This window comes from Sphingomonas sp. 2SG (genome assembly GCF_005503285.1).
GTDB classification, from domain to species: Bacteria; Pseudomonadota; Alphaproteobacteria; order Sphingomonadales; family Sphingomonadaceae; genus Sphingomonas; species Sphingomonas taxi.
Map to the genome: position 1 here is coordinate 77091 of NZ_SCMZ01000003.1, position 23244 is coordinate 100334.

The 23244-nt window shown below is 67.6% G+C and carries 18 protein-coding genes and 2 tRNA genes; 13 read left to right on the plus strand and 7 right to left on the minus strand.

Annotated elements, in window-relative coordinates; genetic code table 11:
• Nucleotides 1-5 precede the first annotated feature (5 nt).
• The 3 genes from FFS23_RS02495 to FFS23_RS02505 all read right to left on the minus strand — a co-directional run bounded on the left by FFS23_RS02495 (nucleotide 6) and on the right by FFS23_RS02505 (nucleotide 3227).
• A complete protein-coding gene (locus tag FFS23_RS02495; protein ID WP_137897318.1) occupies nucleotides 6-980 on the minus strand; it encodes a DNA polymerase III subunit delta' in 975 nt (324 codons plus the stop codon).
• A 10-nt stretch (nucleotides 981-990) separates the two neighbouring features.
• Nucleotides 991-2157 carry a D-alanyl-D-alanine carboxypeptidase family protein gene (locus FFS23_RS02500; protein WP_038659370.1) on the minus strand — a complete coding sequence of 389 codons (1167 nt, stop codon included), beginning with the start codon at nucleotides 2155-2157 and terminating at the stop codon, nucleotides 991-993.
• Between the two features lie 68 nt (nucleotides 2158-2225).
• On the minus strand, nucleotides 2226-3227 hold the full coding sequence (locus tag FFS23_RS02505) for a lytic murein transglycosylase (RefSeq protein WP_249340487.1): 1002 nt from the start codon (nucleotides 3225-3227) through the stop codon (nucleotides 2226-2228).
• Between the two features lie 137 nt (nucleotides 3228-3364).
• Between FFS23_RS02505 and FFS23_RS02510 the strand changes: the two genes are divergently transcribed.
• A tRNA-Ser gene (locus FFS23_RS02510) sits at nucleotides 3365-3454 on the plus strand.
• A 40-nt stretch (nucleotides 3455-3494) separates the two neighbouring features.
• On the opposite strand, the gene FFS23_RS02515 is transcribed toward FFS23_RS02510, so the two are convergent.
• Nucleotides 3495-5609 carry a prolyl oligopeptidase family serine peptidase gene (locus tag FFS23_RS02515; RefSeq protein WP_137897320.1) on the minus strand — a complete coding sequence of 705 codons (2115 nt, stop codon included), beginning with the start codon at nucleotides 5607-5609 and terminating at the stop codon, nucleotides 3495-3497.
• An 84-nt stretch (nucleotides 5610-5693) separates the two neighbouring features.
• On the opposite strand from FFS23_RS02515, the gene FFS23_RS02520 reads away from it, so the two are divergent.
• On the plus strand, nucleotides 5694-7091 hold the full coding sequence (locus FFS23_RS02520) for an MFS transporter (RefSeq protein ID WP_137897321.1): 1398 nt from the start codon (nucleotides 5694-5696) through the stop codon (nucleotides 7089-7091).
• A 130-nt stretch (nucleotides 7092-7221) separates the two neighbouring features.
• Here the strand turns inward: FFS23_RS02520 and FFS23_RS02525 are convergent, their stop codons facing one another.
• On the minus strand, nucleotides 7222-8958 hold the full coding sequence (locus tag FFS23_RS02525; protein WP_137897322.1) for a DUF885 domain-containing protein: 1737 nt from the start codon (nucleotides 8956-8958) through the stop codon (nucleotides 7222-7224).
• Nucleotides 8959-9084: 126 nt separating this feature from the next.
• Here FFS23_RS02525 and FFS23_RS02530 point away from each other — a divergent pair, with 126 nt between their 5' ends.
• The 4 genes from FFS23_RS02530 (at nucleotide 9085) to FFS23_RS02545 (ending at nucleotide 14258) form a co-directional block, all read left to right on the plus strand.
• The gene (locus tag FFS23_RS02530) at nucleotides 9085-9912 is read left to right on the plus strand and encodes an alpha/beta fold hydrolase (RefSeq protein WP_137897323.1); all 828 of its coding nucleotides are present in this window, start codon (nucleotides 9085-9087) and stop codon (nucleotides 9910-9912) included.
• A gap of 87 nt (nucleotides 9913-9999) precedes the next feature.
• Nucleotides 10000-11937 carry an acetate--CoA ligase gene (gene acs / locus FFS23_RS02535; RefSeq protein WP_137897324.1) on the plus strand — a complete coding sequence of 646 codons (1938 nt, stop codon included), beginning with the start codon at nucleotides 10000-10002 and terminating at the stop codon, nucleotides 11935-11937.
• Nucleotides 11938-12015: 78 nt separating this feature from the next.
• The gene (locus FFS23_RS02540; RefSeq protein ID WP_137897325.1) at nucleotides 12016-14070 is read left to right on the plus strand and encodes a carbon starvation CstA family protein; all 2055 of its coding nucleotides are present in this window, start codon (nucleotides 12016-12018) and stop codon (nucleotides 14068-14070) included.
• On the plus strand, nucleotides 14067-14258 hold the full coding sequence (locus tag FFS23_RS02545) for a YbdD/YjiX family protein (RefSeq protein ID WP_137897326.1): 192 nt from the start codon (nucleotides 14067-14069) through the stop codon (nucleotides 14256-14258). The genes FFS23_RS02540 and FFS23_RS02545 overlap by 4 nt, the downstream gene beginning before the upstream one ends.
• A 205-nt stretch (nucleotides 14259-14463) precedes the next feature.
• On the opposite strand, the gene FFS23_RS02550 is transcribed toward FFS23_RS02545, so the two are convergent.
• Complete coding sequence (locus tag FFS23_RS02550; protein WP_137897327.1) at nucleotides 14464-14907, minus strand: MarR family winged helix-turn-helix transcriptional regulator; 444 nt, start codon at nucleotides 14905-14907, stop codon at nucleotides 14464-14466.
• Nucleotides 14908-14982: 75 nt separating this feature from the next.
• On the opposite strand from FFS23_RS02550, the gene FFS23_RS02555 reads away from it, so the two are divergent.
• The 4 genes from FFS23_RS02555 to FFS23_RS02570 all read left to right on the plus strand — a co-directional run bounded on the left by FFS23_RS02555 (nucleotide 14983) and on the right by FFS23_RS02570 (nucleotide 19937).
• Complete coding sequence (locus FFS23_RS02555) at nucleotides 14983-16170, plus strand: HlyD family secretion protein (RefSeq protein ID WP_249340488.1); 1188 nt, start codon at nucleotides 14983-14985, stop codon at nucleotides 16168-16170.
• Nucleotides 16167-17741, plus strand: a complete 1575-nt coding sequence (locus FFS23_RS02560) for an MDR family MFS transporter (protein WP_137897328.1) — start codon at nucleotides 16167-16169, stop codon at nucleotides 17739-17741. Before FFS23_RS02555 ends, FFS23_RS02560 begins: the two co-directional genes overlap by 4 nt.
• Nucleotides 17742-17745: 4 nt before the next feature.
• Nucleotides 17746-19194 (plus strand): efflux transporter outer membrane subunit, encoded by a 1449-nt coding sequence (locus FFS23_RS02565; protein ID WP_502702110.1) that lies wholly within the window; start codon nucleotides 17746-17748, stop codon nucleotides 19192-19194.
• 86 nt (nucleotides 19195-19280) lie between these two features.
• Nucleotides 19281-19937, plus strand: a complete 657-nt coding sequence (locus tag FFS23_RS02570) for a GntR family transcriptional regulator (RefSeq protein ID WP_137897329.1) — start codon at nucleotides 19281-19283, stop codon at nucleotides 19935-19937.
• A 93-nt stretch (nucleotides 19938-20030) separates the two neighbouring features.
• On the opposite strand, the gene FFS23_RS02575 is transcribed toward FFS23_RS02570, so the two are convergent.
• A tRNA-Pro gene (locus FFS23_RS02575) sits at nucleotides 20031-20107 on the minus strand.
• Between the two features lie 205 nt (nucleotides 20108-20312).
• Here FFS23_RS02575 and yajC point away from each other — a divergent pair.
• From yajC to secF, 3 genes are read left to right on the plus strand one after another with little or no spacing between them, the layout of a single operon-like run.
• Nucleotides 20313-20651, plus strand: coding sequence for a preprotein translocase subunit YajC (yajC, locus tag FFS23_RS02580; protein ID WP_038659408.1), 339 nt, complete (start codon nucleotides 20313-20315; stop codon nucleotides 20649-20651).
• On the plus strand, nucleotides 20651-22252 hold the full coding sequence (gene secD / locus FFS23_RS02585) for a protein translocase subunit SecD (RefSeq protein ID WP_038659411.1): 1602 nt from the start codon (nucleotides 20651-20653) through the stop codon (nucleotides 22250-22252). Before yajC ends, secD begins: the two co-directional genes overlap by 1 nt.
• A 16-nt stretch (nucleotides 22253-22268) precedes the next feature.
• Complete coding sequence (gene secF / locus FFS23_RS02590; protein WP_137897330.1) at nucleotides 22269-23243, plus strand: protein translocase subunit SecF; 975 nt, start codon at nucleotides 22269-22271, stop codon at nucleotides 23241-23243.
• The last annotated feature ends 1 nt before the right edge of the window (nucleotide 23244 follow it).

Genomic DNA, 23244 nt, shown 5'->3' on the forward strand with positions numbered 1-23244 from the left:
GCGGGTCAGCGCAGCGCCGCGACGATCGCCGCCATCTCGAATACCGTCGCCTGCGCATCGAGCGACAGGCCAAGCGCCGCACCGGCAAGATCACGCGCCGCCGCCTGCGCATCGAGCGCCGTCTTGAGCCGCGCGCCCGACCGGCTCCGCGCCTCGCGCGCGATCATCGCCGGCACGCGATCGAGGAAGGCTTCGTAGCGCGCGGCATTGCCCTTCCCCGCCAGCGCCCTGGCAAGCGCGGCGCGGCGCGCATTCATCGGATCGCCATCCTCGGCGATGCCTGCGATCGCCCGGTCGAGCCCGTCGATATCAAGCCCGGCATAACGCAGAGCACGGCCGGGCGCGCCCTCCCCGGTTCGCACCAGCGCGGCGATCTCATCCGCATCGGCCTCGGGCAAGGCCTGCCGCAGCGCCTTTGCCATATCGTCGTCGTCGAGCGCGGCGAAGCGCAGCACGCGGCAGCGCGAGCGGATCGTCGGCAGCAGTCGGCCCGGCGCATGGCTGACGAGCAGGAAGATCGTCCCCGCCGGCGGCTCTTCGAGGTTCTTGAGCAGCGCGTTGGCACCGTTGCGCTCGAGATCGTCGGCGGCATCGATGATGACGACGCGGCGCGCGCCCATCGACGGCGTCGTCGCGAACAGCGGCTGGAGACTGCGCACCTGCGCGATCGTGATGCTCCGCGCCAGATCCTGATCGGGCTTTTCGGGATCCTTGGGCAGCCGCTGCATCACGCGCAGATCGGGGTGGGAGCCGGCATCGACCAGCGCGCGCGTCGGATGCCCCTCCGGCACGACCAGCCCCGGCGCCGAGACGCCGGTCGCGCTCGCCTCGGCAAGCATGCGCAGCGCCGCGGCCTGCGCGAAGCGCGCCTTGCCGACGCCCTCCGGCCCGACCAGCAGCCAGGCGTGATGCAGGGCGCCGCCGCGCAGCGCCGCGACGAATGCGGTGTGCGCGTCGGCGTTGCCGAACAATTCGGTCACGGCCGCGGCATCAGCCGAAGAGCGAGGTCAGTCCCGCCCAGGCGCGACCGAAGAAGCCGGCCTCGCCGATATCCTTGTCGGCGACCAGCGGCAGCCGCTGTTCGGGCAGGTCGGGCGCCTTGACGACGAGATCGGCGATATGCTGGCCGGCCTTGATCGGGGCGCGGATCGGCCCATCGTAGACGACCTTGGCGCTCATCTGCGGCACCGCACCCGCCGGCACGGTGACGGTGAGCTGCCGCGGCGCGACGAGGCCGACGCTGCTCGCGCTGCCCATCTGTACCTCGGCGGTCGACACCTGCTTGCCCGCAGCGACGACCGGCTTGGCCTGCCAGGCGCGGAAGCCCCATTCCATGAAGCGCACCGATTCCTCGGCGCGGCCGTTAGACGAGGTCAGCCCGGCGACGACCATCACCAACCGCCGGCCGTTCTGCTCCGCCGAACCGGTGAAGCCGAAACCCGCCTCCTCGGTATGGCCGGTCTTCAGCCCATCGGCGCCGGCGACGCGGCCGAGCAGCGGATCGCGATTGGCCTGGGTGATGTCGGCACCGGCGCCGAGCGTCTTGCCCCAGGTGAAGCTGCGCAGCGAATAGAAGCGCTTGTAGAGATCTGGGAAGTCCTTGATCGTCGCGCTGGCGAGATGCGCGAGATCCTTGGCGGTGACATAGGTCACGCCATTGTCGGGCCAGCCGTTCGACGTGCCGAAATGGCTGTTGGTCAGGCCGAGCTTCTTCGCCTGATCGTTCATCCGGTCGGTGAAGGTCTGTTCGGTCCCCGAAATGCCCTCGGCGAGCACGACACAGGCGTCGTTGCCCGACAGCGTGACGATGCCCTTGAGGAGATTCTCGACGCTGACGTTCTCCCCGGTCGACAGGAACATCGTCGAGCCGGCCTGCGGCCCGTGCCAGCGCTGCCACGTCTCGGGCCGGACCTGAAACGTCTGGCCGAGCTTCAACTCGCCCTTTTTGATCATGTCGAAGGCGACATAGACGGTCATCATCTTTGCCATCGACGCCGGCGGCATGCGGCGGTCGGCATCGCGCTGATAGAGCACCGCGCCCGACGACAGGTCTTCCATATAGGCGATCGGCGCGGTCCCCTGAAACTGGGGCGCGGCGGCGACCGACGGGACGGCGGCGGCGACGATCGCGAGGGGGGCGGCGAGCAGCTTGTTCATGACGGCGATGGGGCTTTCCGGGAGGTTAAGCGGGAATGATGCTGGCATAGCGCCGCGCGCGGGCGGCGTCAGCCCTCAACCGCATCGGCGAGCAGGCCGACCGATAGCGCGTAGAAGTTCGAGCAATTGTAATCGAGGATCACCCGATAATTGCCGGTGAGCAGATAGGCGGTCGCGCCGGGACCGTCGGGCTCGATCAGCGTCGCCTGCACGCTGTCGGCGGGCCATGCCCTGCCCTGCGGCACCACGCCCAGCGCGCGCCACTCCGCCATCGTCCGCCAGCGGCTGTGCCGCTCGAACACGCGCGGGCAGCGCGGCGACACGAGCCGGCTGGTCAGGCCGCTACGGTCGAGCCCCGCCGGAACGCTGACCGCAAGGCCCCATGGCTGACCGGGACGCCAGCCAGCATTGGCAAAATAATTGCCGATTGAGGCCAGCGTATCCGCCGGGCTGGTCCAGATATCGGCCCGCCCATCGCCATCGCCGTCGCGTGCGAGGCGGAGATAGACGGAGGGCAGGAACTGCGGATTGCCCGTCGCGCCCGCCCAGCTGCCCTTCAACTGCTCGCGCGGAATGCCGCGGTCGAGGATCTTGAGCCCGGCGATGAACTCGCCCGCGAACAGGCTGCGCCGCCGCCCCTCATAGGCGAGGCTGGCGAGGCTGCGCAGCAGATCGAAATTGCCGGTATAGGCACCATAATTGGTCTCATGGCCCCAGATCGCGACCATGATCGATTCGGGGACGCCCGTCTCGCGCTCGACGCGCGCCAGTCGCGCCCGCTGCGCCTGATAAGTGGTACGGCCGCGGCCGATCCGCGCGGCGTCGACATGGCTCGCCTTATACGGCGCGAACGGCGGCGTCGCGGTGCTGCCGGGATTGCCCGGCTGGGCGCGATCGAGCTGGATCGTGCGGTCGCTGAGCGTCAACGTCGGGAAGACGGCATCGACCGTCCGCTCCGTCACGCCCTCGGCCAGCGCCTGCCGGCGAAGCTCCTGCAGATAGGTCTGGAACCCGGCTTCGTCCTGCGCCGCGACGGGCGCGGCGCCGCCGAGCGCCAAGGTCGTTGCCATTACGCCGGTCGTCAGCGCGCGTCGCAGTCGTTGCCCCCACATGCCGGCCGTGGTGCCACAGCGGGCGGGTGGCGTGAACCTCTTATCGTCGCAGGGGTTGCACGGGCAGCCGCGGTGCGACTATCCGGGGTCACCACGGAGGGATGGCCGAGTGGTTTAAGGCAGCGGTCTTGAAAACCGCCGTAGGTGGAAGCCTACCGTGGGTTCGAATCCCACTCCCTCCGCCAACTGCTGCGTCCCCGATTAAAGATCGGGGACACGCACAGGTCATTTCGCCGGGCCGAGCAGCTTCTGCGCGAAATAGGTCATCTGCAACGCCTGCAACCGCGCACCCTGTTCGATGTCGGCATCGCCCGAATGGCCGCCGGCGGTATCCTCGTAGAACAGATACGGCAGGCCGTATTCCTTCAGCCGCGCGGCGAACTTGCGCGCGTGCTGCGGGCCGACGCGGTCGTCCTTGGTCGTCGTCCAGATATAGGGCTCGGGATAGGCCACGCCCTTTTTGATATTCTGATAGGGCGAGATCGCCGCGAGGAACGCCTTCTCCTCCGGCACTGAGACCGAACCATATTCGTCGACCCATGACGCGCCCGCGGCGATCTGTTCGTAGCGCAGCATGTCGAGCAGCGGCACCTGGATGGTCACCGCCCTCCACAGATCGGGATGCTGGTTGAACTCGACGCCCATCAGCAGGCCACCGTTCGAGCCGCCGTAGATGCCGAGCGTCTGCGCACTGGTCAGCTTGCGCGCGAACAGGTCCTTCGCGACGCTGGCGAAATCGTCGTAGATCACCTGCCGCTTGGTCTTGCGGCCGGCGTCGTGCCATTTGGGGCCGAATTCGCCGCCGCCGCGGATATTGGCGAGGACGTAGCTGCCGCCGCGCTCGAGCCACAATTTGCCGGTGATCGCCGAATAGCCCGGCAGCATCGGCAGCTCGAACCCGCCGTAAGCCGTCATGATCGTCGGCGTCGTGCCGTCGAGCGCGATGCCCTTCTTGTGAACGATGAAATACGGCACCTTGGTGCCGTCGGTCGAGGTCGCCTCATGCTGCTCGACGACGAGGTTGCTCGCGTCGAACTTCGCGGGCAGCGTCTTGACCGGCCTCGCGGCGCTCGCCGTAGCGGCGTCGAGCGGCAGCAGCGTCGTCGGCGTCAGGAAGCCGGTGACGGTGAGATAGCCGTGATTGCTCTTGTCGTCGGCGCTGGCGACGCCGAGCGAGACATTGTCGGGCAGGGCGATCGGTTTCGACGTCCAGCCGGTCTTGCCCGGCGTGTAGACCGATGCGCGGCCCCGGACGTTGTCGTTGTAGATCAGGACAACATGGTCTTTCGTCGTCACTACCTCGTCGACCGACTGGCGCGGCGTCGGCGCGAACAGCACGACGGGCCGGATCGCATTGGCCTGCACCTCGGCGAGCGGCGCCGACGCGACCGATCCGGCGGTCACCGCACCCCACGGATCGCTGGTCTGGAACAGCACCTGCCCCGCGACCATGCCGACCGGACTGGTCCGCGCCGGAATGTCGAGCTTCTTGGCCCCCTCCGGCGTCCAGACGTGCGTCTCGCCGCCGAAGAAGGTGATGCGCCGTTCGATCGCGACCAGCCGGTTGCCCTGGCCATCGGTGATCACGCCGGCATAGGTACCGAGCTGGTCGGTCGGCTGACCGCGGAAAATCTCCTGCGCCGCGTCGAGCGACTGGCCGCGCTTCACCAGCTTGACGACGAAGGGATAGCTCGACGCGGTCATCGTCCCCTGCCCCCAGTCGCGGCTGACCAGCAGCGTGTCCTTGTCGAGCCAGCTCGCGCCCTGCTTCGACTTGGGCAGCGCGAAGCCGCCGGCGACGAACTGGCCGGTGGCGAGATCGAACTCGCGATAGCTGATCGCGTCCTCGCCGCCCTCGGACAGCGCGATGAGGCAGAGGCGTTCCTCAGGATGCAGGCAGGACGCGCCCTTCCACACCCATTTCTTGCCCTCCGCCTTCGACAGCGAGTCGAGGTCGAGCACCGTCGTCCATTGCGGCTGCGGCTGGGCGTAGCTCGCCTCGGTCGTCCAGCGCCAGATGCCCTGCGGATGATCGGCGTCGCGCCAGAAATTGTAGATGCGGCCAAAGAGCTGGCTCGGCATCGGGATACGATCCTTGGCCGAGGCGATCGCCAGCGCCTCGGCATAGAAGGTCCGGTAGCGCGGATCGTTCTGCAGCCGCGGCAGCGTCTTGGCGTTCTCCGCCTCGACCCAGGCGAGCGGCTTGGCGCCGTCCTTGTCCTCGAGCCAGATATAGGGGTCGGTTTCGGTGGTCGGGGTGGTCGTCATCGGCCTGCTCTGCGCGAGCGCGGGCGCGGCGGCAAGGATCGTCGAGGCGATCAGCAGCGTGCGGAGGATCATCGGCGCGGTTTCTCCCTGTGATGGACCGGTCTTGCCGGGCAATGCGTTGGCGCGCAATCCGCCCGTATGCCTGGACCCTATCCGATGACCGATGGCTTGCCCCTGCCCCGCCGTTATGTCGCGATCGGCGCGATCTCCGCGGGGACCGCGCTGGTCATCATCGACGGCGGCATCGCCACGGTGGCGCTGCCGACGATCGCGCGCGACCTGCACGTCGGCAACAGCGCGGTAGTGGCGGTGGTCACCGTCTATCAGCTCATCCTGGCGATGATGATCCTGCCCTTCGCCGGGCTCGGCGACAAATTCGGGCTCAAGCGCACCTATCAGTTCGGCCAGCTCGTCTTCACCGTCGCGACGCTGCTCTGCTTCTTCGCCAAGAGCCTGCCGTTCCTGCTCGTCGTCCGCGCCGCGCAGGCGCTCGGCGCGGCGGCGGCGCTCAGCGTCTCGTCGGCGCTGATCCGCTCGATCTATCCCGCGAAGCAATTGGGGCGTGGGCTCGGAATCAATTCGGTGGTGGTGTCGAGCTCGGCGGCGCTGGCGCCGACGATCGGCGGACTGGTGCTCGGCATCGCGCCGTGGCCCTGGGTGTTCGCCAGCGCGGTGCCGTTCGCGTTGCTCAGCCTTGCGCTCGGCCGCGCGCTGCCCGCGCCCGAGCCGCGCGACGAAAAGTTCGACGTGCTCGGCGCGGTGATGTGCGCGAGCATGATCGGCCTCGTTATCTCGGGGGCGGAAAGCGCGGTACACGGCGACAGCCCGGTGGTGTCGGCGGCGATCGTCGCGGTCGGAGCGGGCATCGGCTGGATCTTCGTCCGGCGCGAGCGCGGCGAGGAAAAACCGATCCTGCCGATCGACCTGCTCGCGCGGCCGGTGATCGCACTGTCGGCGATCGGTGCCTATACGGCATTCACCGCCTCGATGACGCTGCTGCTGTCGACACCGTTCCGGTTGCAGCACGGTTATGGCTTCAGCGCGGCTGAGGTCGGCGCGGCGATCGCGCCTTGGCCGCTCACCAACATGATCGTCGCGCCGCTCGCCGGCTGGCTGTCCGACCGGGTGCCGGCGGGGCTGCTCGGCGGGATCGGCATGGCGGTGTCGATCGTCGCGCTGCTGCTGATCGCGACGTTGCCTGCCGATGCCGCCTATTTCGACATCGCGTGGCGGATGGCGTTGTGCGGCTCGGGGTTCGGCCTGTTCCTGCCGCCCAATGCGCGGCTCATCATCGGCTCCGCCCCGCGCGAGCGCGCCGCGGCGGCGGGCGGCCTCGTCGGCACGGTGCGGCTGGTCGGGCAGACGACGGGCGCGACGCTGGTCGCGGCGCTGCTCGCGATGAACGTCGGCGCGGGGATGGCGCCGCCGCTGGTCGCCGCGGGCCTCGCTCTGGTGGCGGGCCTGTGCAGCCTCGCCCGGCTGCGCCCGTCGATCCGCAATCCGTCGAGCGACGAGGCGGAAGACGAGCAGCCGGGCACGCAGGTTTCGCGGTGAGTCTTCCCCTTCCAGCCGACCGGCGACTATGTCCGCAACCGTTCGTGCTGAGCCTGTCGAAGCACGATGAGACTCACCTGCCCTTCGACAGGCTCAGGGCGAACGGAAGGACGAAGGCCACGTCAGCCGGTCAGAACACCGCCCGCGCCGTCTCCTCGCCCATCATCCGCTGCCGCACCAGCGGAATCGCCGGGCCGCCGTAGCTGAGGAACTGGTCGTGGAACGCCTTCCACGCCTTGCGACCGCCGCGGGTGGCGGTCCAGTCGTCGCGCAGCTTGCGGATCATCAGCTTGCCGAGCGTGTAATTGAGATAGGCCGGATCATAGGTACCGCGCGCCGCCTGCTGGCGCGAATTGCCCTCGTCCTGATAGCATTGTTCGCGGAACATCTTGAGGCTCTGCTCCTGCGTCATGCCGCGCGCGTGCATGCCGATCGCCGACAGGAAGCGGCAATCGCGCAGCAGCGCGTTGCTGATCTGGCCGATATGCGTCTCGGGATCGCCGTTATCGAGGCCCGCTTCCCACATCATCTCCTCGGCATAATGCGCCCAGCCCTCGGCGAAGGCATAGCCGACGAACACCCGGCCGAACATCGACTTGGACCGGTTGGCGTGGAGGAACTGGAGGAAATGCCCCGGCATGACCTCGTGCACCGAAGTGAACAGCAGATCCTTCTTGCCCGGCACGAAGGCGTCCTGCGTCTTCTTGTCCCACGACGGATCGGGCGGCGAGATATAATAGACCGACGGCACGTTCTTCTCATACGGGCCGGCGGGGTCGATATAGGCCGAGTTCTGGCGGTTGTAGGGCGGGCTTTCCTCGACCTTCGCTTCCTCGGTGCCGGGAATGGTGACGAGGTCCTTGGCGACGACGAAGGCGCGCAGCGTCGGAATCTGTCGCCGCGCCTCCGCTACCGGGCCGTCCGCCGACTTGTTGGCGTTCATCTTGTCGATGCAGGCGGGGATCGTCTGGCCCGGCGCGAATTGCTTGCAGGCGGCGGCGAGCGCATCCTGGTTGCGCTTGAGGTCGGCGCGGCCCGCCGCCTCCAGCGTCGCGAGCGACGCGTCGACGCCCTCGGTGGCGCGTACCATCCGCTGGAAGCGATCGGCGCCGAGCGCGAAATCGTCCGTCGCGGTGCCACGCTGCGCCGCGAGCCAGCCGCCGAGTTCGCGCACCGCCTTGCTCGCCGCCTCCGAGGAGGTCTTGAGTTGCGCCTGCAAGGCCGGGTCGCGGACGTCTGCAAAGGCCTTGCGCGCGTCGCCGACGTAATAATCCGCGAAGCCGTTGAACCCGGCGACGCCGTAATCGATGAACGACCGCGGCATCGGCGTCTTGAGATTGGCGCGGATCGCCTGCGCCGCCGCCGGCACCCGCCCGAAGAAGGCGATCAGCGCCTTCAGCCGCGTCGGCGCGTCGGCATAGGGTCGGGCGATATAGACGTTGGGGTCGAGCCCGCCGCCGACGTAATAGGCCGGGTTGGCATGCGGCTGGTCGGCATCCTCGAGCCAGAACAATTTCCCCTCGGCGACGCGGATCAGATAGTCGCGTTCGAACCGCTCGTCGGGGCTGAGATCGGCATCGCCGAACGCGCGGGCGCGGTCGATGGCGTGGTGGAGGAAGGCGGACTGGCGTTGCAGCCCGGCGCCGCTCCAGTCGGGCAACTGGCCGTCGAAATCGTGGCGGCCCTGATAGACCGCATTGGCCGGATCGAGCTTGAACCAGCCCTCGACGAAGCCGTCGCGGAATTGCGCGAAGCCGTTGCTGTGCGCCGGTTGCGCCGCCGCGCTCTCGTTGGTCGCGGAGGGCGCGCCGCCCGAACAGCCTGCTACGGCGAGCGCGAGCAGCGAGGCCGCCACGAAGATACGCATAACCTGATCCCCTGATTCGTGTTTCGCCGCGATGCTGGCATCCGGCCGTCGCGAACGCCAGCCCGGGCGAGGAACGGCCCGCGGCGCGCCACGTTGACCGCGCTGACACTACGAGAGGACGATTTCATGCCCTACGTCAAAACGCGCGACGGCACCGACATCTACGTCAAGGATTGGGGATCGGGCCGCCCGGTCATCCTGCTGCACGGCTGGCCCTTGTCGTCCGACAGCTGGGACCCGCAGATGATGGCGCTCGCCGACGCCGGTTTCCGGGCGATCGCCTACGACCGCCGCGGTTTCGGCCGGTCGGGCCAGCCGTGGAGCGGCTATGACTATGACACGCTCGCCGACGATCTGGCCGATGTGATGGCGGCGACCGGCGCCGATACCGACGCCACGCTCGTCGGCTTCTCGATGGGCGGCGGCGAGGTCGCGCGCTACATGAGCCGCCACGGCGGCAAAGGCGTGATCGCCGCGGCGCTGGTCGCCTCGGTCGTGCCGTACATGTTGAAGACCGAGGACAATCCGCACGGCACGCCCGAGGACAAGCTCGCCGAGATCGGCGAGAACATCCAGAAGGACCGCGCGCATTTCTTCCGCGACACCTTCTTCAAGCAATTCTTCGGCGTCGGCGTGATCAGCCATCCGGTCAGCGACGACGTGCTCGACTGGGCGACGACCACCGCGTTGCAGGCGGGGCTCAAGCCGACGCTCGCCTGCGCAGAGGCGTTCGGCCATACCGACTTCCGTCCCGACCTCGCGTCGTTCAACGTCCCGACGCTGATCATCCATGGCACCTCCGACCAGACGGTACCGATCGACGCGGCCGGCCGTCCCGCCTCGCTCGGCATCGCGAACAGCCAGCTCGTCGAATATGACGGCGCGCCGCACGGCCTCTTCGCCACGCACGGCGATCGCCTGACCAACGATCTGCTGACCTTCCTCGGCCGGTAACGGCTGGCATCCTGCCGGCCGCTCCATTATCCACCCTCGCGGGCGCCCGACGGCGCCCGCTTCATCATCATGGCGGGGATGCGTTGCGTGACCGATCCTGAAATCTACCCGATCACCGGCGACTGGACCAACGCCAGCCTCGACCCCAAGAAATACGAAGACCTCTACGAAGCCGCGGCGAGCAGCCCGGGCAGCTTCTGGCTCGATCAGGCGACCAAGCGGCTCGACTGGATCACGGCGCCGACGATCGGCGGCGACTGGTCGTTCGCCAAGGCCGACTTCCACATCAAATGGTTCGCGGATGGCGAACTCAACGTCGCAGCGAATTGCATCGACCGTCATCTCGCCAAGCACGGCGATACCGTCGCGATCATCTGGGAACCCGACGAGCCGTCGGAAGAGCCGAGGCGCATCACCTATCGCCAGCTCCATGACGAGGTTGGCCGTTTCGCCAACGTGCTCAAGGCGCATGGCGTCGGCAAGGGCGACCGCGTCACGCTCTACATGCCGATGATCCCCGAGGCGGCCTATGCCGCGCTCGCCTGTGCGCGGATCGGCGCGATCCATTCGGTCGTGTTCGGCGGATTCTCCGCCGATGCGCTCGCCGGCCGGATCGAGGATTGCGGGTCGAAGATCGTCATCACCGCCGACGAAGGCCGTCGCGGTGGCAAAAGGATCAAGCTCAAGGCCTGCGTCGACGAGGCCGCTACGCGTGCGCCGACGCTGGAGACGGTCATCGTCGTCAAGGCGACCGGTGCCGACGTTACGATGGGCGCGCGCGATGTCTGGTATCACGAGGCCGCCGCCGGCGTCGGCAGCGACTGCCCGGCGGAGACGATGGCGGCGGAAGACCCGCTGTTCATCCTCTATACCAGCGGTTCGACCGGCAAGCCGAAGGGCGTTCTCCACACCTCCGCCGGCTATCTGCTGTGGGCGGATTTCACCTTCAAGATCGCCTTCGATTACAAGCCGGGGCAGGTTTTCTGGTGCGCCGCCGATATCGGCTGGGTTACCGGCCACACCTACCTGCTCTACGGCCCGCTCTCCAACGGCGGCACGACGCTGATGTACGAGGGGCTGCCGACCTGGCCCGACGCCAGCCGCATCTGGCAGGTGGTCGACCGCCATAAGGTCCATACGCTGTTCACCGCGCCCACCGCGCTACGCGCGCTGATGAAGGAGGGCGACGATTTCGTCCGCAAGACCGATCGCTCGTCGCTCAAGCTGCTCGGCTCGGTCGGCGAACCGATCAATCCGGAGGCGTGGCGCTGGTATCACGACGTCGTCGGCGAAGGCCGCGCGCCGATCGTCGACGCTTGGTGGCAGACCGAGACCGGCGGGATCATGATCGCCCCCCTGCCCGGCGCGGTGCCGATGAAGCCGGGGTCCGCCTCGAAACCGCTGCCCGGCGTCGTGCCGCAGCTCGTCGACGACAAGGGAACGGTGCTGACCGGCCCGGCGCAGGGCAATCTGTGCATCACGCAGAGCTGGCCCGGCCAGATGCGCGGTGTCTGGGGCGATCAGGATCGCTTCTTCCAGACCTATTTCACCACCTATGAGGGCAAGTATTTCACCGGCGACGGCTGCCGCCGCGACGGCGACGGCTATTATTGGATCACCGGCCGGGTCGACGACGTCATCAATGTCTCGGGCCATCGCATGGGGACCGCCGAGGTCGAGAGCGCGCTGGTGCTGCACGAGGCGGTCGCCGAGGCGGCGGTGGTCGGCATGCCGCACGAGGTGAAGGGTCAGGGCATTTACGCCTATGTGACGCTTAACGCCGGGCGGGAGGGCGACGAGGCGTTGCGCAACGCATTGGTGGCCTGGGTGCGGCAGGAGATCGGCCCGATCGCCAGCCCCGACAAGCTGCAATTCGCGCCGGCCCTACCCAAGACGCGCTCGGGCAAGATCATGCGCCGCATCCTGCGCAAGATCGCCGAGGGCGACGTGACCGCACTGGGTGACACCTCGACGCTGGCCGATCCGGCGGTGGTCGACGATCTGGTCGCGAACCGCATCGTCTGATCGTCCTCGACCGTAAGGGGAGCGGGTTGCCCTCTCCTCCCGCCCCCTTTAGGCACGCCGCCAAAGGGAGACGGATCGATGACCTTCGCGAGCAGGATCGGCTGGATCGTCGTCGCGCTGATCGGCGCCGGCGCCCTCGCGGTGGTGGCGACCGCCCGTGGCGAGACCGTCAATGCGGTGTGGATCGTCGTTGCGGCGGTGTCGGTCTATCTGATCGCCTATCGCTTCTATTCGCTCTATCTTGCCAAGGTCGTGGTCGGCATCGATCCGGCGCGCCCCACCCCGGCGCAGCGCCACCCCGACGGGCTCGACTTCGTCCCGACCGACCGTCGCGTGCTGTTCGGCCACCATTTCGCCGCGATCGCCGGTGCGGGGCCGCTGGTCGGTCCGGTGCTCGCGGCGCAGATGGGGTATCTGCCGGGCATGTTGTGGATCCTCGCCGGCGTCGTGCTGGCCGGCGCGGTGCAGGACTTCATGGTGCTGTTCTTGTCGATGCGACGCGACGGCCGATCGCTCGGCGAGCTGATCCGCATGGAGATGGGGGCGGTGCCGGGGACGATCGCGCTGTTTGGCGCGTTCATGATCATGATCATCATTCTGGCGGTGCTCGCGCTGATCGTCGTGCGGGCGCTCGCCGACAGCCCCTGGGGGATGTTCACCGTCGCAGCGACGATCCCGCTCGCGATCCTGATGGGGGTCTATACCCGCTGGATCCGGCCCGGCCGGATCGGCGAAGTCTCGTTGCTCGGCCTCGTCGGGCTGATCCTCGCGATCGTCTACGGCCAGAACGTCGCCGCCTCGACCAGTCTGGCGCCGTGGTTCACCTATACGCCGGTGCAGCTCTGCTGGATCCTGATCGGCTATGGCGCGGTCGCCGCGCTGCTCCCCGTGTGGCTGCTGCTCGCGCCGCGCGACTATCTGTCGACCTTCCTCAAGATCGGCGCTATCGCCGCGCTGGCGATCGGCATCGTCGTCGTCGCGCCGCCGATGCGCATGCCGGCGCTGACCCGGTTCGTCGACGGCAGCGGCCCGGTCTGGTCGGGTTCGCTCTTCCCCTTCCTGTTCATCACCATCGCCTGCGGTGCGGTGTCGGGCTTCCATGCGCTGATCGCCAGTGGCACCACCCCCAAGCTGATCGCCAGCGAAGGCGATGCGCGCTTCATCGGTTACGGTGCGATGCTGATGGAGAGCTTCGTCGCGATCATGGCGCTGGTCGGGGCGTCGATCATCGATCCCGGCGTCTATTTCGCGATGAACAGCCCCGCCGCGGTCGTCGGCACCGACCCGGCCAGCGCCGCCGCGGCGGTATCGGCGATGGGGTTCGCGATCACGCCCGAGACGATCGCCGCCACCGCCCGCGACGTCGGCGAGACGACGATCATCAGCCGCGCCGGCGGCGCGCCGACGCTGGCGGTCGGGATGGCGCAGATCTTCAGTCATCTGGTCGGCGGCCGCGCGATGATGGCTTTCTGGTATCATTTCGCGATTTTGTTCGAGGCGTTGTTCATCCTCACCGCCGTCGACGCCGGCACCCGCGCCGGCCGTTTCATGCTGCAGGACCTGATCGGCCTCGCGGTGCCGCGCTTCCGCAACTCGACGTCCTTTGTCCCGGGACTGATCGGCACGGCGCTATGCGTCGCGGCCTGGGGCTTCTTCCTCTACCAGGGCGTCACCGATCCGCTCGGCGGGGTGAACACCTTGTGGCCGCTGTTCGGCATCTCGAACCAGATGCTCGCCGCGGTGGCGCTGGTGCTCGCCACCATCGTGCTGTTCCGGATGAAGCGCGAGCGTTATGCCTGGGTGACGATCCTGCCGGCGGCGTGGCTGGTGCTGTGCACGGTGACCGCCAGCCTGCTCAAGCTCTTCTCCGCCGATCCGAAGGTCGGCTTCCTCGCCCACGCCCGCCGTTTCGCCGACGCGGCGGCGCGCGGCGAGACGCTGGCGCCCGCCAAGTCGCTCGGCGAGATGGGCCGGATCGTGATGAACGACCGGATCGACGCGGCGCTCTGCGCGCTGTTCCTCGCGGTGGTGGTGTCGATCATCGGCTATGGCATCCGCACCTGCCTGATCGCGCGCCCTCTCGACGCGCCGAGCGTCAGCGAGATCCCCGCGCTGGCAGTGGCAGCGGAATGAACGTCGGGACGATCCTGCGCGCTATCGCCGAGACCGGCCGGCTGATGGTCGGGGTGCCGTCCTATCGCACCTATGTGGCGCATATGGCGGCGGCGCACCCCGATGCGCCGGTGATGAGCGAGGCGGCCTTCTTTCGCAACCGGCAGGAAGCCCGCTATGGCGGGCGCAACGGCGGTCGCTGCTGCTGACGTTCAGCGCGACCGCCGGGCGGCTCAGCCCAACAGGGCGAACGTCACCGCGCAGATCGAAAGCGCCGCACCGCTCGCGCAGCACAGAATGCCGAAGCCACATTGGCACAAGGTCGGCTGATACCGGTCCATAGCACCTCTCCTCATCGTCGCTCTTCCGGCGACGTGCAGAAGCTAACATAGGCCGATCCGGATGCAATAGGCGTCATCGCCGTGGACGCGCCTCTTCCGTGTCGAGCGCCGTCGAAAGGGTGTCGACCATGCCGGCAAGCGCGAGCCGCTCCTCGACGGTAAGCGCGCCGAATACGCCATTGATCAACTCGTGGCGCAGCGGTTCGGTTTCGCCGATCACCCGCCGCCCCTCGTCGGTGATCGACACCTGTTTGACGCGCCGGTCCCGCTCGTCGGGCGTGCGCATCACCAGCCCGTCGCGTTCGAGCCCGTCGATCGCCTCGGTCACCGTCCGCGGCGCGTAATCGAAGAAGTCGGCGATGTCCGCCGCGCGCGACGGCCCCCGCTTGTATAGGAACAGCAGCAATTTGGTCCGCGCCAGCGACGCACCCTGCTCCGCCATCCGCCGGTTCATCAGACGCTGCATCCGGAAGAAAAGCCGGAACAGCTCGGCGGCAAGGGGTTCGCAATCAGACATATGTGAGGACCCTCATTAAATGGTCTTGCACAATGCTGCAAGTGCGAGCATCACGACGCCGATCCAAGCAAGAAGATGAAGCTGATGGCCGAAAACGAGCAAAATCGGGATGATAGCGCCGAATCGCAGGGCGACTCGGACCAGGCGCGAAGCAAGCCTTCGCCGCTCAAGAACCCGCGAGTGCGGATCATCCTCCTGATCGTGATCGCCGTCGCGGTGATCGGCGGCGTCTTGTGGTACGTGCGCTATCAAAGCGTCGGCAAGTTCATGCAGGGCACCGACGACGCCTATATCCAGGCGGATGCGGTGACGATCTCGCCCAAGGTGTCGGGCTATGTCGACAAGGTGTTCGTCGCCGACAACCAGCAGGTGAAGGCCGGCACGCCGCTCCTCCAGATCGACGCGCGCGACTATAACGCGCAGGCGGCGCAGGTGGAGGCGCAGATCGATGTCGCCCGCGCCAATGCCGAGGGCGTGCGCGCGCAGATCCGCGAACAACAGGCGGCGATCGACAAGGCGCGCTCGGACCTCGTCGCGGCGCGCAGCGATGCCGCCTTCGCGCATGCCGAGGTCGTCCGCTACCAGCCGCTCGCCGCCTCCGGTGCCGAAACGCGTGAAAAGCTGTCGCAGCTGCTGAACCAGGCGCGTCAGGCGGATGCGCAGGTCGCCTCGGCGCAGGCCGCGCTGACCAGCGCGACGCGCCGCGTCGGCACGTTGCAGGCGCAGGTCCAGCAGGCGAACGCGCAGGGCGAGGCCAGCCGCGCGCAGCTCGCCGCCGCCAAGGTCAATGTCGGCGCGACGATCCTGCGGGCCAGTATCGATGGCCGCGTCGGCGACAAGACGGTGCGCATCGGCCAGTTCGCCCAGGCCGGTACCCGGCTGATGTCGATCGTTCCGGTGCAGCAGATCTACGTCGAGGCGAATTTCAAAGAAACGCAGCTCGGCCTGATGCGCGTCGGCCAGCCGGTCACGCTGGACGTGGACGCGCTGCCCGGTGTCGAAATCCACGGCCGCGTCGAGAGCGTCTCGCCGGGCACCGGTGCGCAATTCTCGCTGCTGCCGCCCCAGAATGCGACCGGCAATTTCACCAAGATCGTTCAGCGCGTTCCCGTTCGCATCGCGCTCGATGCCGGGCCCGAAACGCGCAAGCTGCTGGTTCCCGGCATGTCGGTTGACGTCACCGTCGATACCCGCTCCGCCAAGGGCAGCGTGCAGCGCATCCGCGACGAGCAGGACCAGCATAACGAGCGGCGCGGCCAATGAGCGCGGCCGCCGCTCCTGCGGCTCAGGGCAATCGGGCACGGGCCGCCACGCCCGAACGCGCCGATCTTGCCGCCTGGCTGGCGGTGGCGGCGGGCAGTCTCGGCGCGCTGATGGCGACGCTTGATATCTCGATCGTCAATTCGGCGCTGCCGGTGATCCAGGGCGAGATCGGCGCGAGCGGCACCGAAGGCACGTGGATCGCCACCTCCTATCTTGTTGCCGAGATCATCATCATTCCGCTCTCCGCCTGGCTCGAGCGCGTGCTCGGCCTGCGGACCTTCCTGCTGATCGCATCGATCCTGTTCACCGCCTTTTCGGTGGTCTGCGGCCTGTCGACGACGCTGACGATGATGATCATCGGCCGCGCCGGCCAGGGCATCACCGGCGGGGCGCTGATCCCGACCGCGATGACGATCATCGCGACGCGACTGCCGCGCTCGCAACAGCCGATCGGCACCGCGTTGTTCGGCGTCACCGCGATCCTCGGGCCGGTGCTCGGGCCGCTGATCGGCGGCTATCTCACCGAGAACGTCAGCTGGCATTATGCCTTTTTCCTCAACGTACCCGTCGGCGCGGTGCTGCTGGTGCTGCTCCTCGTCGGCCTGCCGCACCAGAAGCCGCATCTGCGCGAATTGCTCAAGGCGGACTGGCTCGGCATCGCCGGCCTCGCACTGGGTCTCGGCGGCCTCACCGTCGTTCTCGAAGAGGGACAGCGCGAGCAATGGTTCCAGTCGGCGCTGATCATCAAGCTGACCGTGCTCACCGTGTTCGGGCTCGCGATGCTGTTCGCCGGGCAGTTCATTGCCGAAAAGCCGGTGGTCAAGCTGCGCCTGCTGATCGACCGCCAGTTCGGCAGTGTCGCGATCATGGGGCTGGTACTCGGCATGGTGCTGTACGGCAGTAGCTATGTCATCCCGCAGTTCCTGGCGGCGATCGCCGACTATAACGCGCTGCAATCGGGTAAGGTGGTGCTGCTCAGCGGCATCCCCAGCCTGTTGATGATGCCGCTGGTGCCGCTGATGATCCGCCATCTCGACATCCGCGTCGCGGTCGCCTCCGGGCTGCTGCTGATGGCGCTGAGCTGCCACCTCGACACGACGCTGACCGCGCAATCGGTCGGCAGCGCCTTCACCGATTCACAGTTGCTGCGCGGCGTCGGCACGATCCTCGGCTTCGTCTTCCTCAACCAGGCGGCGATCGCTTCGGTGCGGCCAGAGGAGGCCGGCGATGCCGCCGGCCTGTTCAGCGCGGCGCGCAATATCGGCGGCTCGTTCGCACTCGCCGGCATCGCGACGTTGCAGGACCAGCGCAGCTATCTGCACAGCCGGCGGATCGACGAAGTGCTCAACGCCAATTCGGTCGCGCTGCAGGATTATCTCGCCGCCACCGGCCGGTCGCTCGGCGGCGCCGCCACCGCGATACAGTCGCTCGGCGGTACGATCCAGCGCGAGGCGCTGGTGATGACCTATAACGACCTGTTCTGGCTCCTGTCGGTCGGCATCTGCTGCGTCGTGCCGCTCGTCCTGTTCCTCCGCCCGCTGCCGCAGGGCGGCCCCGTGGCGATGCATTGAGGCGATGATGCAAACTCTCCGCTCCCCTTCCCTTCTGCTGATCCCGGCATTGGCGCTCGGCGCCTGTACGGTCGGCCCGAATTACGCCGGTCCGCCCAGGACGCTCGCCGACACCGCCGCCCCCGCCGGTTTCAAGCGCGGCGGCCCGCTCGCCTCGCCGGCGGCGCCGGGCGTCGCCGCCTGGTGGACGCAACTCAACGATCCGCTGCTCAGCCAGCTCGAGACGCAGGCGCTCGCCGCCAACCCGAACATCGCGGTGGCGACCGCACGGCTGCGGCAGGCGCGCGCCTCGCTGCGGCTGGAACGCGCCAATCAGGCACCGAGCGCGAATGCCTCGGCAGTCTATCTGCATGCGCGCATTCCCGGTTTCGACTTCGGCGGCACGAGCGGCAGCGACACCGGCGCCAGCGCGGTCGACGTCTACAACCTCGGCTTCGACGCGAGCTGGGAGGTCGATCTGTTCGGTGGCCGCCGCCGCTCGGTCGAGGCCGCCCGCGCGCAGGCCGAGGCGGCGGAGGCGAACGTCGCCGATGCGCAGGTCAGCCTCACCGCCGACGTCGCTCAGGCCTATGTCAATCTGCGTGACGTCCAGCGCCGCATCGCCCTGGCGCGCGACGCGGCGCGGATGCAGCAGCAGATGCTCAAGCTTACCCAGCAGCGGTTCGGGCAAGGCGCCGCCTCCGATCTCGATGTCGAGCGGCTGCGTGGCCAGGTCGAGTCGACCAACGGCCAGATCGTGCCGCTTCAGGCCGAGCTCGAAAGCTACCTCAACGCGCTGGCGGTTTTGACCGGACAGGAGCCAGGCGCCCTCGATGCGCGACTGAGCCCGATCGGCGCAGTGCCGTTGCCCCCCGCCGCGGTCGCGGTCGGCGACCCCGCCGCCTTACTCAAGCGCCGTCCGGACATCCGCGCGGCCGAGCGCCAGTTGGCGCAGCGCACCGCGCAGGTCGGCGTTGCCGACGCGGCGCGCTTCCCGCGGCTCAACATCCTCGGGCTGATCGGCCTCGGCGGGACCAAGCTCTCCGACATCAGCCCGGACAAGCTGGTCGGCCTCGCCGCGCCGATGCTGCAATGGAACTTCCTCGACTTCGGTCGCAACCGCGCGCGGATCAATCAGGCCGAGGGCCAGCGCGACGAGGCCGAGGCGCAATATCGCGGCACCGTGCTCGGCGCGCTGAAGGATGCGGAGGATGCCCTCTCCCGCTTCGGCCACCGCCGCGAGACGGTCGCCAGCCTGTTGCGCAGCAAGGCGAGTGCCGATCGTGCCGCCGATCTGATGCAGCAACGCTTCCGCGCCGGCACCGCGACGTTGATCGACACGCTCGACGCCGAGCGGCAGCGGGTCGCTGCCGAACAGAATCTGTCGGCGGGCACGGCGGGGCTGACCGGCGACTTCATCGCCTTGCAAAAAGCGCTCGGCCTGGGCTGGGGGGCAACGCCGCCTGCGGTGTGATCCGATTTGCAATATATTGATCTTGCGGCCGGATTCTGGAAGAGGACCGTATACGCGTCGCGATCGTCGCGCTGGGAAACAAGCCGATGAGCATCGTCGTACGGACCCTTTCCGATCAGGTCTTCGAAATCGTCCGCGAACGGATCGTCGATGGATCGATCCGCGCCGAAGCGCCGATCCGGCAGGATGCGCTCGCCGCGGAATTGGGGGTCAGCAAGATCCCGCTGCGCGAGGCGCTCGTCCGGCTCGAACACGAAGGGCTGATCCACAGCCAGGCGAACCGCGGCTATTCGGTCCGTGCGCTATCGGCGGAACAGGCGGACGAGATCTATGCGTTGCGCCTGGCGATCGAGCCGCGTGCCGCGGCGATCGGTGCGGCGGAGGCGGATGGCGACGACCGCAGCTATGCGACGACCTCACTTGCCGCGCTCGAAGAGGCACGCGGCGCCGCGCCCACCGAAATTGCGGTGCGCCATCGCCGCTTCCACGTCGCGCTGGTGCGGCCCGGCGACCGCATGCTGACGACCCAGTTGATCGAGCGGCTGGCGATGCTCGCCGAACGTTACGTCATCGCGCATCTGGAGCCTGCCGGCCGGTTCGCGCGTGCCGACCGCGAACATCGCGATTTGCTCGCCGCCTGGCTCGACGGCGACGGCGACACGGTCGAGCAGCTCATGATCCAGCATCTCGAACTGACCCGCGCCGATCTGCAGGCCGAGCTGCAACACCTGCGCAGCCGATAGATCTGCGCCGCGACGGCGCTTACGCAATCTGTAATGTTATTGGTTGGAGATCCCGCGGGATCGATCCGGCTCGCCCGTCCCGAGCGAATGAAATGGTCGGGGCGACAGGATTCGAACCTGCGACCCCCACACCCCCAGTGTGATGCGCTACCAGGCTGCGCTACGCCCCGACCGAGGGACCGTCGGCACATGGCCATCGATCCCGGAGCGGGGCCTGTAGGCGGGTCCGCCGGGGGATGCAAGCGGCCTTTATCGATGCTGCGCCGGGAAGAGCCGTTGCAGCGGCGCAACATTGCGCGCCGCCCTAACCGATGCTAGCGCGCGGATTATCTTGTGCGGAGGATTTCCCCCGCCGATCAACCATGCACGGATACGATGTTGATCTCTCCAGCTTATGCCCAGACCGCCGGCAGTGCCGCTGATGCCGGCGGGTACGCCTCGCTCATCAGCTTCGCGCCGCTGCTTCTCATCTTCATCGTCTTTTACTTCCTGATGATTCGCCCGCAGCAGACCCGCATGAAGGCGCTGCAGCAGGCCGTGGCCGCGGTGAAGAAGGGCGACAGCGTCGTCACCGCCGGCGGCGTGATGGGCAAGGTCACCAAGGTCGAGGATGCGTTCGTCGAGGTCGAGATCGCCCCGAATACCCGCATCCGGGTCGTCAAGGCGACGCTCGCCGAGGTGACCGGCCTCAATACGAAGCCGGCGAACGACTGATGCTCGACTTTCCGCGCTGGAAGGTAGCGTCGATCTGGGCGGTGCTCGCGCTGCTCTGCGCGCTGTCGATCCCCAGCTTCCTGCCCGAGTCCGTCACCAACAGCTGGCCGTTCCACCCGCGCATCAACAAGGGCCTCGACCTTGCGGGCGGCAGCTATCTGATGCTCGAGGCGGATACGCAGGATCTCGCGAACACGCGGATCGAGGCGATGCGCGAACAGATCCAGGGCACGATGCGCAACGGCACGCCGCGGATCGACATCGGCGACGTCTCGACGCGCAACAACCAGATCAGCTTCATGCTGCGCGACCCCAGCCAGGTCGATGCCGCGCGCGAGCGGCTGCTCGGCATCACCGGTGGCGGCGCGGGGATGACCGGCCAGCGCGAATGGGACATCCAGGTCGTCGATTCGAGCCGGTTCGTGCTCTCGCCGACGCAGGCCGGCCTGCAGCAGGCGATCAAGACGGCGATGGAAGACGCCACCGACGTCGTCCGCAAGCGCATCGACGCGCTCGGCACGCGCGAACCGACCATCGTCCGCCAGGGCGACAACCGCATCCTCGTCCAGGTGCCGGGCCTGCAAAATCCGCAGGCGCTGAAGGATCTGCTCGGCAAGACCGCCAAGCTCGAATTCAAGCTGGTCGATCAGACGGTCACCAACCCGGCGGATCTCGTTAAGGGCATCGCCCCGATCGGCAGCCAGATCCTGCCCTATCCGAAGAACCCGTCGGGCGTGCCCTTCATCGCCGTCAAACGCTCGGTGATGATCTCGGGCGACCAGCTCGCCGACGCACGCCAGGCGTTCGATCAGCAGACCAATCAGCCCAACGTCCAGATCACGTTCAACGCGGCGGGCGGCAACCGGTTCGCGCGCGTGACGCAGGCCAATGTCGGCAAACCGTTCGCGATCATCGTCGACAATCAGGTCGTCACCGCGCCGAACATCGAGACTGCGATCCTCGGCGGCTCGGCGGTCATCAACGGCGGGTTCACCGTCGACAGTGCCAACCAGCTCGCGATCGCGCTGCGTTCGGGCAAGCTGGCGATCAATCTCAAGGTCATCGAGGAATCGACCGTCGGACCCGACCTGGGCGCGGATTCGGTGCGGGCCGGCATTCTCGCCTGCTCGGTCGCGGTCGCGCTGGTCGTCGCCTTCATGTTCCTGACCTATGGGCGGTTCGGCCTCTATGCGAACATCGCCGTCGTCATCAACGTGTTCGTCATCCTCGGCGTGCTGGCGCTGCTCAACGGCACGCTGACGCTGCCGGGCATCGCCGGCTTCGTCTTGACGATCGGCACGGCGGTAGACGCCAACGTGCTCATCAACGAACGTATCCGCGAGGAACGCCGGCGTGGACGCTCGGTCGTCCAGGCGGTCGAACTCGGCTACAAGGAAGCCAGCCGGACGATCTTCGAGGCCAATATGACGCATGCCATCTCGGGCATCATCATGTTCGCGCTGGGCTCCGGTCCGGTCAAGGGCTTCGCGGTCGTGCTGCTGATCGGCATCGCCACCTCGGTCTTCACCGCCGTCACCTTCACGCGCATGCTCGTCGCGCAGTGGATCCGGCGCGAGAAGCCCAAGACGATCAACATCTGAGGCGAAAGGCCAAGACATGCGCCTCCTGAAAATCGTACCCGACAACACCAACATCGACTTCGTCCGGCTGCGCGGCCTTGCCTTCGGGCTGACGCTGCTGTTGAGCGTGATCGCGGTCGGGCTGACCGTCTACAAAGGCCTCAACTTCGGCGTCGACTTCGTCGGCGGCCTGATGATCGAGGAGAAGTTCGCCAGCCCGCCCGATCAGAACAAGGTGCGTTCGGTGATCGACGGCCTCGGCGTCGGCGAAGCCGCGTTGCAGCAGCAGGGCGGTCCGCAGACGCTGATCATCCGCCTGCCGGTGCAGGAAGGTGCGGACGAAGGTGCGACCAACGCCGTTGTGAAGAAGGTGGAAACCGCACTGGCACGCGCCTTCCCCGGGGCGACGTTCAGCCGTTATTCGACCGTGTCCGGCAAGGTGTCCGGCGAACTAATCCGCAACGGCGTGCTCGCCGTCGTGCTGGCGGTGCTCGGCATCGGCCTGTTCGCGATCCTGCGCTTCGAATGGCAGTTCGGCGTCTCCACCATCGTCGCGATCGTCCACGATCTGCTGATGACGGTCGGCTTCTTCGCCTTGTCACGGTTCGAGTTCGACCTCAACATCATCGCCGCGGTGCTGACCATCATCGGCTATTCGATCAACGACAAGATCGTCATCGACGATCGCATCCGCGAGAACATGCGCCGCTATCGCAAGATGGACATGCGCGAGATCATCAACCTGTCGGTCAACGAAACGCTGCCGCGCACCGTGATGACCTCGGTGACGATCCTCCTCGCACTCGTCGCAATGCTGCTGCTCGGCGGCCACGTGCTGCGCGGCTTCACTGCCGCAATGATCCTCGGCATCGTCGTCGGCACCTATTCGTCGATCTACGTGTCGTCGTCGCTGCTCATTACGCTGGGTCTGCGCGCCGAGCCGACCGGCGCCGACAAGCCGACCCGCGGCGTCGCCGACAATGCGGAGCGCGTCGGCCCGCGCGAGGGCTGAG